18 protein-coding genes are annotated in these 13,854 nt (G+C 51.2%); 11 read left to right on the top strand and 7 right to left on the bottom strand.

The window, feature by feature from the left end; all coding sequences use genetic code 11:
* The first annotated feature begins 249 nt into the window (after positions 1–249).
* The gene (locus tag H2Z33_RS11470; RefSeq protein WP_032669131.1) at positions 250–1,770 is read left to right on the top strand and encodes a PAS domain-containing methyl-accepting chemotaxis protein; all 1,521 of its coding nucleotides are present in this window, start codon (positions 250–252) and stop codon (positions 1,768–1,770) included.
* A 239-nt stretch (positions 1,771–2,009) separates the two neighbouring features.
* Positions 2,010–3,569, top strand: coding sequence for a methyl-accepting chemotaxis protein (locus H2Z33_RS11475; protein WP_017382402.1), 1,560 nt, complete (start codon positions 2,010–2,012; stop codon positions 3,567–3,569).
* Here H2Z33_RS11475 and H2Z33_RS11480 read toward each other — a convergent pair.
* Positions 3,566–4,060: a PadR family transcriptional regulator gene (locus H2Z33_RS11480; RefSeq protein ID WP_015571917.1), complete on the bottom strand. Its 495-nt coding sequence runs from the start codon at positions 4,058–4,060 to the stop codon at positions 3,566–3,568. The two genes, H2Z33_RS11475 and H2Z33_RS11480, sit on opposite strands and share 4 nt — an antisense overlap.
* A 145-nt stretch (positions 4,061–4,205) precedes the next feature.
* On the opposite strand from H2Z33_RS11480, the gene H2Z33_RS11485 reads away from it, so the two are divergent.
* Positions 4,206–4,970: a siderophore-interacting protein gene (locus H2Z33_RS11485; RefSeq protein WP_063135354.1), complete on the top strand. Its 765-nt coding sequence runs from the start codon at positions 4,206–4,208 to the stop codon at positions 4,968–4,970.
* Here H2Z33_RS11485 and H2Z33_RS11490 read toward each other — a convergent pair whose 3' ends face one another.
* Both H2Z33_RS11490 and H2Z33_RS11495 read right to left on the bottom strand, forming a co-directional pair.
* Positions 4,971–6,140 (bottom strand): molecular chaperone DnaJ, encoded by a 1,170-nt coding sequence (locus H2Z33_RS11490; protein ID WP_023295466.1) that lies wholly within the window; start codon positions 6,138–6,140, stop codon positions 4,971–4,973.
* A 455-nt stretch (positions 6,141–6,595) separates the two neighbouring features.
* On the bottom strand, positions 6,596–7,087 hold the full coding sequence (locus H2Z33_RS11495) for an Hcp family type VI secretion system effector (RefSeq protein WP_045327447.1): 492 nt from the start codon (positions 7,085–7,087) through the stop codon (positions 6,596–6,598).
* Between the two features lie 206 nt (positions 7,088–7,293).
* Here H2Z33_RS11495 and H2Z33_RS11500 point away from each other — a divergent pair, with 206 nt between their 5' ends.
* Complete coding sequence (locus H2Z33_RS11500) at positions 7,294–7,686, top strand: polymorphic toxin type 44 domain-containing protein (protein ID WP_017692645.1); 393 nt, start codon at positions 7,294–7,296, stop codon at positions 7,684–7,686.
* Positions 7,664–8,128 carry a hypothetical protein gene (locus H2Z33_RS11505; RefSeq protein ID WP_063135355.1) on the top strand — a complete coding sequence of 155 codons (465 nt, stop codon included), beginning with the start codon at positions 7,664–7,666 and terminating at the stop codon, positions 8,126–8,128. The genes H2Z33_RS11500 and H2Z33_RS11505 overlap by 23 nt, the downstream gene beginning before the upstream one ends.
* A 630-nt stretch (positions 8,129–8,758) precedes the next feature.
* On the opposite strand, the gene H2Z33_RS11510 is transcribed toward H2Z33_RS11505, so the two are convergent.
* From H2Z33_RS11510 to H2Z33_RS11525, 4 genes are all read right to left on the bottom strand, one after another.
* The gene (locus H2Z33_RS11510) at positions 8,759–9,331 is read right to left on the bottom strand and encodes a serine acetyltransferase (RefSeq protein ID WP_063135357.1); all 573 of its coding nucleotides are present in this window, start codon (positions 9,329–9,331) and stop codon (positions 8,759–8,761) included.
* 294 nt (positions 9,332–9,625) lie between these two features.
* Positions 9,626–10,711 carry a tyrosine-type recombinase/integrase gene (locus tag H2Z33_RS11515; protein ID WP_017382398.1) on the bottom strand — a complete coding sequence of 362 codons (1,086 nt, stop codon included), beginning with the start codon at positions 10,709–10,711 and terminating at the stop codon, positions 9,626–9,628.
* Positions 10,712–10,714: 3 nt separating this feature from the next.
* Positions 10,715–11,245 carry a hypothetical protein gene (locus H2Z33_RS11520; protein ID WP_045260143.1) on the bottom strand — a complete coding sequence of 177 codons (531 nt, stop codon included), beginning with the start codon at positions 11,243–11,245 and terminating at the stop codon, positions 10,715–10,717.
* A gap of 4 nt (positions 11,246–11,249) precedes the next feature.
* Positions 11,250–11,900: a phage repressor protein CI gene (locus H2Z33_RS11525; RefSeq protein ID WP_045260144.1), complete on the bottom strand. Its 651-nt coding sequence runs from the start codon at positions 11,898–11,900 to the stop codon at positions 11,250–11,252.
* Between the two features lie 84 nt (positions 11,901–11,984).
* Here H2Z33_RS11525 and H2Z33_RS11530 point away from each other — a divergent pair, with 84 nt between their 5' ends.
* The 6 genes from H2Z33_RS11530 to H2Z33_RS11555 all read left to right on the top strand — a co-directional run bounded on the left by H2Z33_RS11530 (position 11,985) and on the right by H2Z33_RS11555 (position 13,831).
* Positions 11,985–12,221, top strand: a complete 237-nt coding sequence (locus tag H2Z33_RS11530) for a hypothetical protein (RefSeq protein ID WP_026080532.1) — start codon at positions 11,985–11,987, stop codon at positions 12,219–12,221.
* A 34-nt stretch (positions 12,222–12,255) separates the two neighbouring features.
* Positions 12,256–12,765: a phage regulatory CII family protein gene (locus H2Z33_RS11535; RefSeq protein WP_047746817.1), complete on the top strand. Its 510-nt coding sequence runs from the start codon at positions 12,256–12,258 to the stop codon at positions 12,763–12,765.
* Between the two features lie 7 nt (positions 12,766–12,772).
* Positions 12,773–12,997, top strand: a complete 225-nt coding sequence (locus H2Z33_RS11540) for a phage filamentation protein Fil family protein (protein WP_017382393.1) — start codon at positions 12,773–12,775, stop codon at positions 12,995–12,997.
* Positions 12,987–13,187 carry a hypothetical protein gene (locus H2Z33_RS11545; protein ID WP_017382392.1) on the top strand — a complete coding sequence of 67 codons (201 nt, stop codon included), beginning with the start codon at positions 12,987–12,989 and terminating at the stop codon, positions 13,185–13,187. Before H2Z33_RS11540 ends, H2Z33_RS11545 begins: the two co-directional genes overlap by 11 nt.
* A gap of 69 nt (positions 13,188–13,256) precedes the next feature.
* Positions 13,257–13,682 (top strand): tellurite resistance TerB family protein, encoded by a 426-nt coding sequence (locus tag H2Z33_RS11550; RefSeq protein ID WP_045260146.1) that lies wholly within the window; start codon positions 13,257–13,259, stop codon positions 13,680–13,682.
* Positions 13,682–13,831 (top strand): DUF3927 family protein, encoded by a 150-nt coding sequence (locus H2Z33_RS11555; protein ID WP_017382390.1) that lies wholly within the window; start codon positions 13,682–13,684, stop codon positions 13,829–13,831. The genes H2Z33_RS11550 and H2Z33_RS11555 overlap by 1 nt, the downstream gene beginning before the upstream one ends.
* The last annotated feature ends 23 nt before the right edge of the window (positions 13,832–13,854 follow it).

Below are 13,854 nucleotides of genomic sequence, written 5' to 3' on the forward strand. Positions count from 1 at the left end.
GGGGTGTCGTCAATTGCACTGCTCCAGGGCAGGGAATGCGCCTTAAGTGTGCACCGGGGTATCATGCTTTGTAGGTAGTTTCATGCCGAAAGTATTTTAAATCAATTAATTAGAAAAACGTACGAAAAGTGCGGTTTAACCGAGATTTGCGATCTCAATCATATTTAACAACTAAAGATAAATTTTTTATCGCCGAAAAAACATAAGCCACAAAATTAACATTCAAATAACCTGCAAGGGATGCTCACTATGTCCTCTCCTGACTATGTCACCCAGAATGAATATCCGCTGGACGATGACACCACGCTTATGTCGACCACCGACCTCCACAGCTACATGACCCACACTAACGACACCTTTGTGCAAGTGAGCGGCTTTACGCTTCAGGAGCTGCTCGGGCAACCGCACAACATTGTGCGTCATCCGGATATGCCGAAAGCGGCTTTTGCCGACATGTGGTACACGCTGCAAAAGGGAGAACCCTGGAGCGGGATTGTCAAAAACCGACGTAAAAATGGCGATCACTATTGGGTACGTGCCAATGCGGTACCGATGGTGCGTAACGGCCAGATGACGGGCTATATGTCCATTCGTACCCGCGCCACCGAGGACGAGGTCGCCGCAGTGGAGCCGCTTTATAAGGCGCTCAACGAAGGACGCTGCAAAAAACGCATTCATAAAGGGCTGGTGGTGCGCAAAGGCTGGCTCGGCAAACTACCGGCGATGCCGCTGCGCTGGCGCGTGCGTAGCGTAATGGCGGTACTTTTCGCGGTGATGGCCGCAACGCTGGTTGCCAGTGCCGCGGGCTGGGCTTCGTTGGTGGCGGCAGCCGTGGTGATGCTGCTTGGCACCCTGGTGTTTGAGCAACAGATTGTCCGCCCGGTGGAAAACGTCGCACGGCAGGCGCTCAGGGTCGCTACCGGAGAGCGTAACAGCGTGCAGCATCTTAACCGCAGCGATGAACTGGGGCTAACGCTGCGGGCCGTCGGACAGCTGGGGCTGATGTGCCGCTGGCTGATCAACGACGTCTCCAGCCAGGTGGTGAGCGTGCGCGACGGCAGCGACAGGCTGGCGCAGGGCAATGAAGATCTCAACGACCGCACGCGCCAGACCGTGGCTAACGTGCAGCAGACCGTGGCAACAATGAACCAGATGGCGGCGTCGGTGCAGAGTAACTCTGAGACCGCAGCCGAAGTCGACAAGCTATCGATGGCCGCCAGCAGCGCGGCCACGCAGGGGGGCACCGTGATGCAGACCGTGGTGAAAACCATGGATGACATTGCCGACAGTACCCAGCGCATTGGCTCTATTACCTCGCTTATCAATGACATCGCCTTCCAGACCAATATTCTGGCGCTGAACGCTGCGGTTGAGGCGGCACGCGCGGGCGAGCAGGGGAAAGGTTTTGCGGTGGTGGCGGGCGAAGTGCGTCATCTTGCCAGCCGCAGCGCGAACGCGGCTAACGATATTCGCAAGCTGATCGACGCCAGCGCCAGCAAAGTGCAGTCGGGCGCCGAGCAGGTCCACGCCGCGGGACGTACTATGGATGATATTGTCGAGCAGGTGAAAAACGTCACGCAGCTTATCGCGCAGATCAGTCACGCCACCTCAGAGCAGGCGACAGGCCTGACAGAGCTGACCCGTGCTGTGGCAGAGCTGGACAGCATTACGCAGAAAAATGCTGACCTGGTCGAAGAGAGCGCGCAGATTTCCGCGATGGTTAAGCACCGGGCCGGACGCCTTGAAGATGCGGTTACCGTGCTGCATTAAGAAATGCATGCTTCGATAAAGCCGTTTATTCCTACTGGGTAAACGGCTTTTTTGTTTTTCAGAATAAGTTATGTTGTTAATGAAATATTAAGTAACTAAAAAAAGCGCCCGGTTTTTAATTGTTACGATCCAGATTCATTGAGAGTGAAAAATAAAAAAACGATCAAAGTCATAAAGTTAGCGTGTTTCCTGTCGATAACAGCGATCGTCTGAGAAATAATCACATCGATGGGGTAAATATGTTCATACATGACGTAAAGATCGGCACGAAATTATTTCTGGCGTTTGGATTATTTATTGTCCTGATGGTCGTCAGCGCAAGCTTGTCTCTGATGAGCCTGAATCGGGCAAACAATGGAATGCAAACCATCCTTACCAGCGACTATCCAACGACGGTAAAAGCGAACCAGTTAATCGACAACTTCCAGGAATTTATAAGCACGCAGCAGCTCATGCTGCTGGACGAACAGGGAACGTACACGGCGCAATCAGAGCAGCGTCTGAAGGCGATCAGCGAGCGCATCTCCGCAATCCTGAGCGAGCTGGATAACGCTCTCAAGGATAAAAAATCCCAACAGGTGCTGGCCGATATCCACGGCGTACGCCAGCAATATCTTGACTCGCGCTACCGCATTTTGCAGGCCGTGCAGAATAACGACCGTGCGGGCGCGATAAACGAAATGATGACCAACACCCTGAATCTGCAACAGTCCTACAAAGCGAAAGTGCAGGCGCTGATTGCGATCCAGGACCATGAAATGCAGAGTGCGGGCGAGCAGGTGGAAGGCGATTTCCGCACCAATCGTCTCCTGCTGGTCCTGATTACGCTTTTCAGCGTCGCGGCAGCCAGCCTGACTGGCTGGTTCATTGTGCGATCCATTACCCGACCGCTGAACGACGCGGTGAATTTTGCGGAGGCCATTGCCGATGGCGATCTCACCGGCAGCATTACCTCGCACGGTAAAGATGAAACCGGACTGCTACTCACCGCACTGATGGAGATGAAAACGCGCCTGCTGGAGATTGTGCAGCAGGTGCAAACCGGATCGGAAAACATCTCCAGCGCCGCCGCGCAGATTGTCGCGGGCAACCAGGATCTGGCTGCCCGCACGGAGGAGCAGGCCAGTTCCGTTGAACAAACGGCCGCGTCGATGGAGCAAATCACCGCTACGGTGAAGAACACCGCGTCCCACACCGGAGAAGCGACGAACCTGTCTGCCGATGCGGCTGCTGTGGTCAAAAACAACGGCGAGATGATGAAGCAGGTCACCAGCAAGATGCGCCTGATTAACGAAACATCGAACAGGATGTCCGACATTATCGACCTGATCGACGCCATTGCCTTCCAGACTAATATTCTGGCGCTGAACGCGGCGGTCGAAGCGGCGCGCGCGGGTGAGCATGGTCGTGGCTTTGCGGTGGTGGCGGGCGAGGTACGCCAGCTCGCGCAGAAAAGTGCAACATCTGCGAGTGAGATCCGCCAGCTGATTGAAAGCTCCACAAGCCAGACGCAGGACGGCATGAACCTTGTGGAGAAGGCCAGCGGGCTTATCAACGGCATGGTCGGCAACGTAGAGGAGATGGACGTAATCCTGCGTGAGATTCGCCAGGCCAGCCACGAACAGACGGAAGGCATCTCGCAGATCAACAGCGCGATTGGCCTGATAGACGCCACCACCCAGCAGAACTCCGCGCTGGTGGAGGAGTCCGTTGCGGCGGCGGCATCCCTTAACGAACAGGCCATGCACCTGAAAGAGCTGGTCCGCGTGTTCCGCGTGAGCGACGGCGTGCTGGCTTAATCCAGCTGGGAGATCTCCAGCGCCGCGCGGTCAATCACGCCGATAATCTGTTTCAACTGCGCGTCGCTGAGCTCTCCCTGATTAACCTTCAGGTCCAGAACCGCTTTAAAGTTATCCAGCGCCCGCTTCATCTGCGGGTTTTTGCGCAGCTGGAAACCGACGGAGCGCGCCTTGATACGCGTCTGGATCTGCTCCAGCTGTTCCCGGTTGTCATCCAGCCACTGTTCTCCGGCGGCGTTAATCGCAATCCGCTTCCGGCCGTTCTCTTCTTCGGTAATGGTGATAAGCGCCTGATCCTGCAAGTAATCCAGCGTCGGGTAGATCACGCCAGGGCTAGGCGTGTAATGTCCCTGCGTCAGGTTTTCGATCTCTTTGATCAGTTCGTAACCATGGCTCGCGTTGCGGGTCAGGATATCCAGGATCACCAGCCGCAAATCGCCATGGCCAAAAAATCGTGGCCGGCGTCCGCCGCCGTCGTGTTCGTGTCGCATGTTTTTTCCTTAATTTGATATATCTAAACTATATCTAAGATATATTCAGATGCAATCTAAAAAATCTTGATTTCTTAGTTAATAGCAATCATTATCATTAAGAATTCATTCCGATATATCGTATTCACCTGAGAAGGGCATCAACATGGCATCTACCCGTTACCCTCAACGTGTCCGCAATGACCTGCGTTTTCGTGAGCTGAACGTGCTGCGCACTGAGCGAGTCAGCGCAGGATTTCAGCGCATTGTGCTAGGCGGCGAGGCGCTGGAGGGCTTTAGCTCTCGCGGCTTTGACGACCATACCAAAGTCTTTTTCCCGGCACCGGGCACCACTTTCGTGCCGCCTGTGGTGACCGATGAAGGCATCGACTGGGGCGACGGCGTGCGTCCGCAGGCGCGTGACTATACCCCGCTGTACGATGACGAAAAACATGAGCTGGCGCTCGATTTCTTCGTTCATGATGGCGGCATTGCCAGCAACTGGGCGGTGGAGGCTAAGGTGGGCGACAAGCTGACCATCGGCGGGCCGCGCGGTTCGCTGGTGGTGCCGGAAGATTACGCCTGGCAGCTGTACGTGTGCGACGAGTCGGGGATGCCCGCGCTGCGCCGCCGTTTAGAAGGCATCGCAAAACTGCCTGTTCGCCCGGCGATCCACGCCATTGTCACCGTGGGCGATGCGGCGTATGAGGACTATCTGGCGCACCTGAGCGGGTTAAACATCACCTGGGTTATCGGCCACAACGAGCAGGCGGTGGCCGACCATCTTGCCGCGCTGGCCGTGCCGGAAGAGGATTACTTTATCTGGCTGACCGGAGAGGGGAAGGTGGTGAAACGCCTGAGCCGTCAGTTTGAAAACGACGCAATTGACCCGCAGCTGGTGCGTGCCAGCGCGTACTGGCACGCCAAATAATCAGGCAGCGGGATCCAGCTGCGCTTCGCTCACCTGATGTTCGAGCGAGGCGCATACCTCTTTCAGCGCTTTCTCCTGCTGGGCAAAGTAGGCTTCCATATTGCTGAGCGACGAGACGAGCAGCCAGGACTCTTCCTTCTCCAGCTCTGCCAGCTCGTTCACCAGGGTGTCGATTTGCTCACGCACCTGCGCCATCTTTTTACGAATACGTTCCAGGTCGTTCAGCCTGTCGCTTGCCATCATCGGTTCGAATCCTTGTTGCAGACGGGCGACCAGCGAGCGAATGGCCTTCACGTCGCCGCGCTGTTTGGCCTGGTTGAGTTGCACCATCATCCTGTTGGCTTCCTCTTTTAAATCATCGGCAACCAGATCCGGGTGGCATAGCTTGCTCGCCTGACGCCAGAGCCGCTTCAGCTCGTTCCGATCCTCTTCAGAGAGATCCTTGCCTTTACGCAGGCGAACTTCGGCATCATGATGCTGCTCGCGATACTTCTTGTACTCTTCGTTGGCCTCATCGCGCGCCTGACGTGCCGGCTCTTCCTCACGCGTTAAACCGGTCTCCAGCTCCATTGCTTCGGCCAGCAGGTTGGCAATCAGATTGCTTTGCTGCTGAAGATGTTTGCGCGCCTCTGCCGCCTGAACGGAATCCGCAGGCAGATCTCGCCAGCGCCGGGTGAGCGTTGTCAGAACCTCTACGGCCTGCGCCATATAGTCCTGGCAGCGGCGGTAATCCTCTTCCCGACGACGCGTCTCCGCTTGCTGACGACGCAGGTTAAGCTCCGCCAGCGTTTTACGCAGGGCGAGGATCTGCTGCATCAACGGCCCGAGGCGGGAGAAATAGAGATCGTTGAACTCATCTAGCTGCTGTACCCGGGCGTTACGGCGATCAATCAGATCGCGCAGACGCTCTTCCAGGGCTTTCAGCTCCAGCTTGCTGGCCGCCAGCTGTGGGTCACGCCACGGGGTAACGGCGCGCTGGCTTTGCAGCCAGGCGGTGATAGCGCGAAGGGCTGCGGTGTAGTTTTTCTGCTCAAGCGCCGCGACGATGGACAGGAGATCATCGTCAAAGGCTTCCTCTTTGAGACGCTTCAGCTGGCTCCGGATGATGTCGTCATCTTCCAGCTCAATGGCATTTTTAATGATTTCTAGCCGTTTGATCGGTGTGCTCATGATGCCTTTCGCTCTGGCGCTTAAGTATTTGAGTTAAGGTTAGTTGTTGTAAAAGCTACAGGAAATAATACACACGGATGATGATCGGCGCGATGGAGGATTTCTTTAGTTTTTAGGGTTTGTGAAAGAATGAGAGTTATTGAATCTTCCTTCTGGAACGGGGAGCACGGGTTAAATGTGACCTTAGAGTTCACTTTTGAATGCGTGAACCGAGAAACTCGAAAATTTGGGGTTCTGGAGGCGTGCAGCGGCAGCGGTACGCCGCAATAACTGCCAGAGAATGCTTAACAGCATTAAGCATGATTAAAATACCCCAAATGTATAAGAAGTGCAGAGAGCTGGCACCAGGTGATCGCGCGGGGTGTTGCCATCGAGGGGAGGCTACGTGCTGGCAAACCGAGGGGGCGAAAGAATTGGCACTAAAAACAATACAGGGCGGATTAACCGCCCTTTTTTTACGCTGTAACCCGCTCGTTCCACGCATCCGAGTATTGGATGTTCCCATCGCAATACTTCCAGGTGATCCGTTCATAGCGGAGCTGTATTCCCTCATTATGATTGTGTATCTGTAACGCTGGCTCTTTACAGTTATGCATGACGGGGTTAATGCTGACTACCCGGACGTTTTCAAGCAGCATATTGAAATATTCAACCTCCTGGCCCGCATCGTTGATTTTATACCACTTGATCTCTGCGCTTTTCAGCGTTTGGCCGGTGGCTACCGCTTTGTAGAGATACGGGCTGGAGCTATCAAACTCTTTTTCAATTACGAGCGGCGCATGTAAGCGCGTGCCGGTGATCTTGCCGGTGTTGTTATCGGTCGGAACTAACAAGCCGTGACTAAAAGAGAGGATCTCTATACTACCTTCTCTATTTTGAACATCCACAGATCCCTTAATCGGGTTGCCGCCATCATCCTTAAGCCATAGATAAGCAGGAATAGCCATTTTTAAAACTCCATTTCCATTGAGGGTAAACCCTCATTAATGACTAAATACGGATCGCAGGTGATACAAATTGTGTTATAGGTTCGTGTTATTTAATTTCGTTACTTATTGATGTTGCAAATAAAATTAATAAATTGATCTTCAGCAGTACGCATTACCGTTATTGCTCTTATGTTGCCCTTTTTGCCTGGCAGAAAGGAAGAACGATGGCATGTATACCGATTTATCCACCCCGCGGGCTAGAGATATTGCGCGAACACATAAGGCTCGCGCGGGCGCGTCACGAAGTCCAGAATATGGCCGCCCCGCTTACGTATACGTGGTTTTATGAGCGAGTAAGAAACGGCGGGCCGTGGGATTACAAACAACATAAACGGGCTTATGCTGACTTCGGGAATTTCCATTACGGCGCTGTGGGTTATGCAGCGTGCATCCCTGCAAAGATTTTGCTTATTGCTGCCGGCGCGGCGCAGTGGAAAGCCGGCACATCAAGACCCGAATGGGGAAATTTCACGGGGACCCCGCCGTTTGGTGATGATCCGATTGACCAATTTTGGATAAAGCAAGGCATCGACTATGTTAAACAGCATCACTTTTAGGACGCTGCACTGGATCGCCACTATTCTTATGGCCCTGGCGGTCGCGGGGTACTGTTATTTCCAACATATACAGCGTTTAACTGTAAGTGATCGGCTATATCAAGTTCGCCAGCTCACGCCCCGGACCTGGTTATACATTACTGAGTATGACGGCTCGAACATGACCACCGGGGAAGTGTATCGTTATTTTTTAGCGAGTAAGATTGACGGCGATCCGCTGGTGGCTCTCGAAAAACAACATATCGCGCCCACGCTTACAGCGAATACCGCCCGCGCGAAAGTTGACGGCATAGGCAACAATATCTCATTTACTGTTTATGGCACCGTGTACAGCTTTACTACGTCTGCATTTTTTTATGATGCTGAGGGAATAGCGGCCGCGCCGTCAATCGACTTAACGGCCCGTGGCGAGGGCTGGGACAAGGGGAAATTTAGTCGATAGATAAATATTTATTTAAAAATCCCTTGCGGTCGGGTCAATGACCCGATGAGCCGCGTGTAAGTTTTCACGGCGTACCCGTGCGATTTTTGGGAAACAGCTGCATCCACCGGGCAAAGGTCTGCCCCATATCAGCCAGGCGATTCAGCAGCGGATACGCGCTATCAGCGGCGCTCTGGCGCGTTCAGCCTTTTCGCACACTCAGAGCCACCCTTAAAACAGATCGTGCGCACAGCAGGGCGCTGGCGCGTCACAGCATGACCAAAAAAATTTTTCGCAGACCAAAATCGCACTACACCGCACCCGCCTGTGGTTTTTGGATCATAAAATTTTTTCAGTTTTATTTTTCTACAAACCAGACTGCCAGACCTCGCCGGTGCTGGCGGCTTTGCGGAAAACCAGAACTGAAAAGATTGAAAAGAATTTCAGTGTTTTTCACTTTTATGGATCTGCGGAGTATTTAATGAAATTTGTAACTATCAGATAATTAATGATATTTTAGACTTTGTGAGAAAAAAGAAGATCAAAATATAGGAGGCAAGAAGTTCAGGGAAAACCCGCACGGTGAGAGCTGGCGCGGGTTTGGGGGCAGGAAATCACTTTAAAAAACTGAAACGTGTAGCAGTGCCTGTTTCATGCTGCATGTAATTTGTTAGGTATGACATGCAAAGTTTTTTCGCTATAGACAGTGGTGTTGCTGGGAATGTCTTTGTTCACAAATGACATAGCGCCGATTACAACGTTGTCACCGATGCGAATCTTATCTGCGATGATGCAGGAACCCGCGCCAATGCTGACATTGTTGCCAATAACAATGGATATCGGCTCTTTATGGACATTCGCACCGGTAATGCCAACCGTTATGTTCTGCCTGATACGCAAAGAGTGTCCGATGACAGCGGAGCCGTTTATCACTATCCCTTGATGGTGGGAAATCACCATTCCGGGTCCGATGTGTGCGCCCAACTGAATATCAGTTCCATATTTGAAAATGAGGTTTCTGTTTATCTTAGTAGCTCGTTTTTTCAGGAAGTTACTGTCTGAATGATGCCAGTATGAAGCAATGCGCCACCAGAAGTGGAAACGGCGATTGGGGCATTTGATAGATTTATGCAGCACCCCGAACCACGAAAACTTCTTAGAACTCATCATTACTTCCTGGCGTAAGCATTCACGTAAATGATTTGCTCTGGCTTGTTTATCCATTACTTATCTTTCCCTTTCATTTGTCGCGGGAATTTAAAGTCAAAAGTCTATGGAAAGCAACTTTTTGGCTTATTAGTCATGTGGACAGGGCTTTATCAAAACCTTGATGAGCGGGAGACTCTCTTACTTTCGTGCGACACTCATGTATTGAGTAACAAAAAAGCCACTCAATCGAGTGGCTTAACTGGATGATTCTAAAGCTAAAATTTGGTGGCCCCTGCTGGACTTGAACCAGCGACCAAGCGATTATGAGTCCGAACCGTATTTCATTAAAAACAATGATTTACAGTAAATTCAAGCGCATAGGATTTCGTATATTGTCGAAAAGTATTGCATAGTGCTGCGCTGTGCTGCCATTTTGCTGCCACCAATTAGGTTTAAGGGGTTAAGTTGAACCGCTTCTGTTAGATGGTCGGGGGCAAAGTGAGCATACCGCATTGTCACTTTAATATCCGTATGTCCAAGTATGCGTTGTAAGACCAGAATATTGCCGCCCCCCATCATGAAATGGCTGGCAAAAGTATGTCGTAGAACGTGCGACAGCTGGCCGTCTGGCAGCTCTATTCCCGCGCGCTTTATCGCGCTCCTGAATGCTGAATAACATCCGGTAAAGAGTGGCTTCGAGGTTCGACTTTTGGGTAGCAATTCGTAAAGCTCATCACTGATTGGAACCGCACGGTTTTTCTTACCTTTCGTTTTGATAAAGGTTATTTTGCCGGGGCTTATCTGCTTGCCAGTTAAGCTTTCAGCCTCTCCCCATCTTGCGCCGGTCGCAAGGCAGATTTTGACAATCGTGGTTAAATCACCTGCTTTGCTTTTCTCGCATTCCTCAAGCAAGCGCGTCGCTTCCTCAACCGTAAGCCAGGCTAGCTCAACTTCTGCAATCTTAAACTCTCTGACGTTTTCGAGAGGGTTTGGCGCTGTCCAATCATCAAGTCTTTTCAGCTCATTGAACATAGCCCGAAAGTAAGCCAGTTCCAGGTTTACCGTGCGAGGAGTTACGGACTTAACGCGATCTGAGCGGGTTATTTTCCCGCTTAAACGCTGCTCTCTATACGTTGAGAATAATTTTGCGTTGAATTCAGTTGCGAGGGGATCGCCCATAGCGAGACAGGCAAACTCCATTGCGCCTTTACGCTTCTCGCCATCAGCGAGTGTTACACCATGTGCGTTATACCAGGCTGTAACCAAATCCCGAACGCGGCGTTTGTCTGTCTTCTCGCCCAGCCACGGCTTATCCTGGGCTTGTTCCTTTACATGGCGCTCGAATGCCAGAGCCTCGCCCTTAGTGGCAAACTGGCGCCGGATGCGTTTTCCTTCGCGGCCGTTCGGGAATACCTGGGCTTGCCACTTACCATTGGGGAGTTTGCTTACTGCCATAAATTATTCCTCTGGAAGTGGATATAACATGGTGATCCAGTCATAGACATTCATCACCTCGCCGGATTCTCGAAGGACAATTTCTTGGTTAGTAATGCGATCAATCCGAAACGTTCTGATCTCTTTGCGTAAGTTGCAGTAACCAGTAAGGCAGTCTAAACCCACATTCTTAACATTAACTTCGCGCGTTGTTGCTACCCCGGCAGAATTACAATATTGAAAAGTAATTAGATTCAGATTAATGCTGGCACTGTTCGTTGACGAGTTAGTGCCGCCATTGTCAACAGCTGCATCCGCCGCTGATTCTGATGGGCCCTTGGAAGAAGGGCGCAGCATTTCCAGAATGGCGCCAATTGCACCTAAAATTACGAAAGCTGTAAAAGCATGCGCGCCTACCGCAGAGAAATGTTGAATTAGATAAAAAACGCCTATCAAAATGACGCTGCAGGTGATTTTTTCTGTCTTCTTCTTCGCTGTGCGCATCACTATGAACCCACAGACAAAGATTGTTATTGCCTCAATGAAAACGATCATCTCTTCACTCTATGAATTCCATTTTGCCGACTGCTTTCCCAAGTGCCTTAACGTCATCAGCATTACACTCGAATGAAGCTTTGCCATTTTCAACCCGTAACCTTCCACCCGGTAAGCGGTACATTTCACGAACGCTGATAACGTTATCCATTTCTATCAGCCAGAAACCATCGACTAGCTCACCACTAAAGGTATCAACTATCCAAATGACACCATCGAAACTAATTAAGCGAGGTTCACTCGTTTTCGGTGGTAGTAGCTCTGATGCAATTGATACCGTTTTGTGATTGCTTATAACCCCATTTTGGATTTCAGAAAGCTCTATTTGGGTTTGTTCTGGCGCGTGCCTGTTGAGATTGTTTGCTTCATTTTGTGGTATGGGCATAGGTGGGTTGCCTTGTCCATAAACCAACCATTCCAGCGATGCTCCAGTCTCCATCGCGCATATCAACACCCAATCAGCAGGGAAGTTACCGCGCATTACCCTGTTTGCCATTGTGCTTTGAGACACGTCTAAATGACGGCATAACGCTTGACGCGATGTGAAACCATAAGCCGCACAAATCCTTTCAATGGGGTCCTTGCCACCATTTGGGAGTGTGATTGATTTACGATTCGTAAAATCTTTTTGTTGACCGTTCCAATTTTGGATCATAGTATTTACGCAAAGTGAGTTGTCGAATAGTGTTGAACGCTCCCGAATAGTGTAGAGAACGTTACAAAAGAGGAATAGTGCATCATGAGCCGTCAATTATCAATGCGCCCCAGTATCAACCTTGTGGTGTCAGAGCCATATATCACCCTTGATGAGTTCTGCCGCCGTACCGGTTATAAAACCAGCTATGCCCGCCAAATGATTCGCGAAGGGCGCCTACCAATCCGCAAGAAAGAAAACGCTAACGGTCTGGTTGAAGTGAACATGTTCGCGTTGACGATGGAAGCCGCTCAAGGCTGTGAAATCGCAATGCAAGCCTGATAGTTCCATTTTGGGATAGAAAAGGACTCACAGCATGTTTGATTATCGCGTTTCCAAACATCCTCACTTTGATGAAGCCTGCCGCGCTTTTGCATTGCGTCACAATATGGCGAAGCTGGCAGACCGCGCAGGAATGAAGGTCCAGACGCTGCGCAACAAGCTTAACCCTGAGCAGCCCCATCAGCTCACGCCGCCGGAAATCTGGCTGCTAACGGATATAACTGAGGACTCCACGCTGGTTGATGGTTTCCTTGCTCAAATTCATTGCCTGCCGTGCGTACCTACGAACGAAGTGGCAAAAGAAAAACTCCCGCATTACGTCATGAGCGCGACAGCTGAAATTGGTCGTGTGGCTGCCGGTGCTGTGTCGGGTGAAGTTGGGACAACAGCTGGGCGGCGCGATGTGATCAGCAGCATCAATTCTGTCACCCGCCTTATGGCGTTGGCTGCGATATCCATGCAGGCGCGTCTGCAGGCTAACCCAGCCATGGCTAGCACTATTGATACGGTTACAGGTATCAGTGCGACTTTCGGGTTTATGTGAGGTGGTCATGCTGAAAAACGAACCTTCTTTCGCCTCGCTCCTGGTAAAGCAAAGCCCGGCAATGCACTACGGCCACGGCTGGATTACAGGAGATAACGGCAAGCGCTGGCACCCGTGCCGCGATCAGTCCGAATTATTAAACGGGCTGAAAACAAAAGCGGCTAAGCCGTCAGCTTTTTTAATTATTCGCATTGCTCGTTTGATTATTAAAGGAGTGAAACATGTCTCGTAATGAGCTGAGAATTATTCTGGGCGTGATCATCCCAAATATGGCGGAAGGTTTTGAAATTAAAACCCGTGACGGCGCTGTTTTGCGTGTCGATCCTGAATGGGAGTGCTGCAAAGAATTTAAAGAAGGTTTGCAGGCTGAAATTATCAACCAAATTAAAAGTAAGCCTGTTCCGGTTGCCGGTTATATCTAATTTGACGCCTGCCTAATGCTCATAACGTGGGCATTGTGAAGACAGTCAACTAAAAATGAGGAAATAACAATGTTTGGAATCTTTAAAAAGAAAGCTCGTAAAGCCGTTGTTGAAGTTAAAAAAATGGAAAACCGCGACGCGGTAGAGGCCACTGTTTGGGGCGTCTATTCCATTGCGTACGCTGACGGAACCTGTGACGCGAAAGAAATCGGCGTGCTGGAAAAAACAATTTCAGCTCTGCCAGCCTTTGCGCCTTTTGCCGGTGAAATTGCGCAGATGAGCAGTAATATCCGCGCCCGCTATGAAGCATCGCCGCGTAGCGCTAATGCTCAGGCTCTGCGTGAACTTGCGGATGTTGCGGGAACTGACGACGCGGTAAACGTGTTGTGCCTGTGTCTTGATATTGCTGACCAGGACGGTATCGGCAGCGAGGAAGAAGCGCAGCTTAAGAAAATTGCGCAGGCTCTCCAGTTGTCACTAGACCAGTACCTGTAATGGGAAAGCTGCGTTGTCTCATTATCTGTGTGCTGCTGTTCTTGGTTGTTGCAGTAGATTTCACGGGCCGTCTTATGTCGATGTTGGCTGATGGTGTTTTGGTTGCGGGGATTATTGCAGTAGCGCTTCCAATGTTTAAGAAAGCCTGATTCTTACAGCCCGCGTTGCGCGG

The organism is Enterobacter sp. YSU, assembly GCF_016082135.1.
Taxonomy (GTDB): Bacteria; Pseudomonadota; Gammaproteobacteria; order Enterobacterales; family Enterobacteriaceae; genus Enterobacter; species Enterobacter hormaechei_C.